The 2,805-nt window shown below is 67.3% G+C and carries 2 protein-coding genes; both read left to right on the top strand.

The genetic code is table 11. The features are described from left to right. On the top strand, window positions 1-2,514 hold a 2,514-nt coding region (uvrA, locus tag I6U14_RS10485; RefSeq protein ID WP_296899132.1), incomplete at its 5' end, for an excinuclease ABC subunit UvrA. Between the two features lie 74 nt (window positions 2,515-2,588). Further along, window positions 2,589-2,805, top strand: a 217-nt coding sequence (locus I6U14_RS10480) for a type II toxin-antitoxin system prevent-host-death family antitoxin (RefSeq protein WP_296899130.1), incomplete at its 3' end; no start/stop codon positions are given.

Below are 2,805 nucleotides of genomic sequence, written 5' to 3'. Positions count from 1 at the left end.
CGCCTGCTCTATGCGCGGGTGGGCACGCCCCACTGCCCGGAGCACGGCGAGCCGCTGTCGGCCCAGACGATCACGCAGATGGTGGATCAGATCCTCGCCCGCCCCGAGGGCGAGCGCCTGATGCTGCTTGCACCCCTGGTGGCCGCGCGCAAGGGCGAGTACCAGCACCTGCTCGCAGAGCTGAACGCCCAAGGCTTCGTGCGTGCACGCATCGACGGGAAGCTGCACGAGCTGGACAACCCGCCGCAGCTGGACGCCAAGAAGAAGCACGACATCGAGGTCGTCGTCGACCGCTTCCGCGTCCGGCCCGACCTGCAGCTCCGCCTGGCGGAGTCCATCGAGACGGCCCTGAAACTCTCTGGCGGCATCCTGCGGGTGGCCTCCATGGACGATGAGCAGGCGGAGCCCGAGACCTTCTCCGCCAACTTCGCCTGCCCCGTTTGCAGCTGGAGCCTGGCGGAGCTGGAGCCCAGGCTGTTCTCGTTCAACAACCCCGCCGGCGCATGCCCGACATGCGACGGCCTCGGCGTCGAGCAGTATTTCGACCCCGCCAAGGTCGTCGCCCAGCCCGACCTTAGCCTCGCCGACGGTGCCATCCGCGGCTGGGACAGGCGCAACGGCTACTACTTCGGCATGATCAAGTCCCTGGCTGCGCACTTCGGCTTCGAGCTGGACGTGCCCTGGCAGGATCTGGAGCCTTTGGCGCAGCACGTGGTGCTGCATGGCAGCGGCGACGAGACGCTCAAGCTCAAGCTCCCGCACGAGCGCGGATCGGGCAAGCAGCGCAGCTTCGAGGGCGTGCTCGGCAACATGCAGCGCCGCTATCGGGAGACGGACTCGCCGACGGTGCGCGAGGAGCTGGCACGCTTCATCTCCACCCGCCCCTGCCCCGCCTGCGGCGGTGCCCGGCTCAACCCCGCCGCGCGTAATGTGCTGCTGGCGGGCAAGGACCTGGGTACGATTTCCGCCATGCCCGTCGGAGAGTCTCTCCGGTGGTTCGATGAGCTGTGCAAAGACGGCGGGCTCACCGGTCAGCGTGCCGAAATCGCCGCCAAGGTCCTGCAGGAGATCGCACAGCGGCTCAGTTTCCTGACGAACGTGGGGCTCGATTACCTGACCTTGGAACGCAGCGCCGAGACCCTCTCCGGCGGAGAGGCGCAGCGCATTCGCCTCGCGAGCCAGATCGGCGCCGGACTGGTGGGCGTCATGTACATCCTGGATGAGCCCAGCATCGGCCTGCACCAGCGCGACAATGAGCGGCTGTTGGGGACGCTGACGCGGCTGCGGGACCTGGGCAACACCGTCATCGTCGTCGAGCACGATGCCGACGCCATCCGCGCTGCCGACCATGTGGTGGATTTAGGGCCAGGCGCCGGCGCCCATGGCGGGGAGCTGGTGGCCGCGGGCACGGCGGAGGAGATCGCCGCCAATCCGGATTCCCTTACCGGCCGCTACCTGTCCGGCGCACTGCGCATCGAGATCCCGACTGAGCGCAAGCCGGCCAAAGACGGCAAACAGCTCATCATCCGCGGCGCTGCCGGCAATAACTTGCGCGGTATCGATGCGGCCATTCCTGTCGGCACCTTCTGCTGTGTCACCGGCGTGTCCGGCTCCGGCAAGTCCACGTTGGTGAACGACACCTTGTACCCGGCTGCTGCCCGCCGGCTCAATGCCGCCAGCCTGCGGGCGGCCGCGCATGCGGCCATCGACGGGCTGGAGCACTTCGATAAGGTGGTCGACATCGACCAGAGCCCTATCGGCCGCACGCCCCGCTCCAACCCCGCCACCTACACCGGCGTGTTCAACCTGATCAGGGACCTGTTCGCCAATGTGCCGGAGGCCCGCTCCCGAGGCTACGGCCCAGGGCGCTTCAGCTTCAACGTCAAGGGCGGGCGCTGTGAGGCCTGCAAGGGCGACGGGCTGATCCGGGTGGAAATGCACTTCCTGCCGGACGTCTACGTCCAGTGCGATGCCTGCCGAGGTCGGCGCTACAACCGCGAGACGCTGGAGATTCGCTACAAGGGCAAGACCATCGACGAGGTGCTGGACCTAACGGTGGAGGACGCGTTGACCTTCTTCCTGCCGGTGCAGGTGATCCACCGCAAGCTGAAGACCCTGGTGGAGGTGGGGCTGGGCTACCTGCGCCTGGGCCAGAATGCGGTCACCCTCTCCGGCGGCGAGGCGCAGCGGGTCAAGCTCTCCCGGGAGCTCTCCAAGCGCGACACCGGCCGCACGCTTTACATCCTGGACGAGCCCACCACCGGCCTGCACTTTCATGACGTGAAGCACCTGCTGGACGTGCTGCATCGCCTGCGCGACCACGGCAACACGGTCGTCGTCATCGAGCACAACCTGGACGTCATCAAGACCGCCGACTGGATCATCGACCTCGGCCCCGAGGGCGGCGACAAGGGCGGACAGATCGTCGCCGCCGGCACGCCGGAGCAGATCGCCGAGATCGACAGCTCACATACGGGTCGCTTCCTCGCGCCGCTGCTGGCCCGGGGGTGGTGACAGGACGAACGGGCTTCGCGGTCCAGCTTTTCCTGTCTATAATGGACACAACTTCTATCCATTAAGAGACCGACATGTCCTGGAAGATCGCCGATGCCAAACAGCGCTTCTCGGAGCTGGTGAGGCAGGCCGTCGCGGAGCCGCAGCTCATCTACAACCGCAACCGTCTGGTGGCCGCGGTGATCGACGCCGAGGATTACCAGGCGTTCACGGCCTGGTCCGACCAGGCGGCCGCCCGCACCCCCCCCGGGGAGATGGCCGGCCTGGCCCCGCCGAACGCGGGAGAGAAAA

It is taken from the genome of Thiohalocapsa sp. (assembly GCF_019695415.1).
Lineage (GTDB): Bacteria > Pseudomonadota > Gammaproteobacteria > Chromatiales > Chromatiaceae > Thiohalocapsa.
Note: the sequence above shows the minus strand (reverse complement) of the source record. Positions and strands in the feature narration are given on the sequence as shown.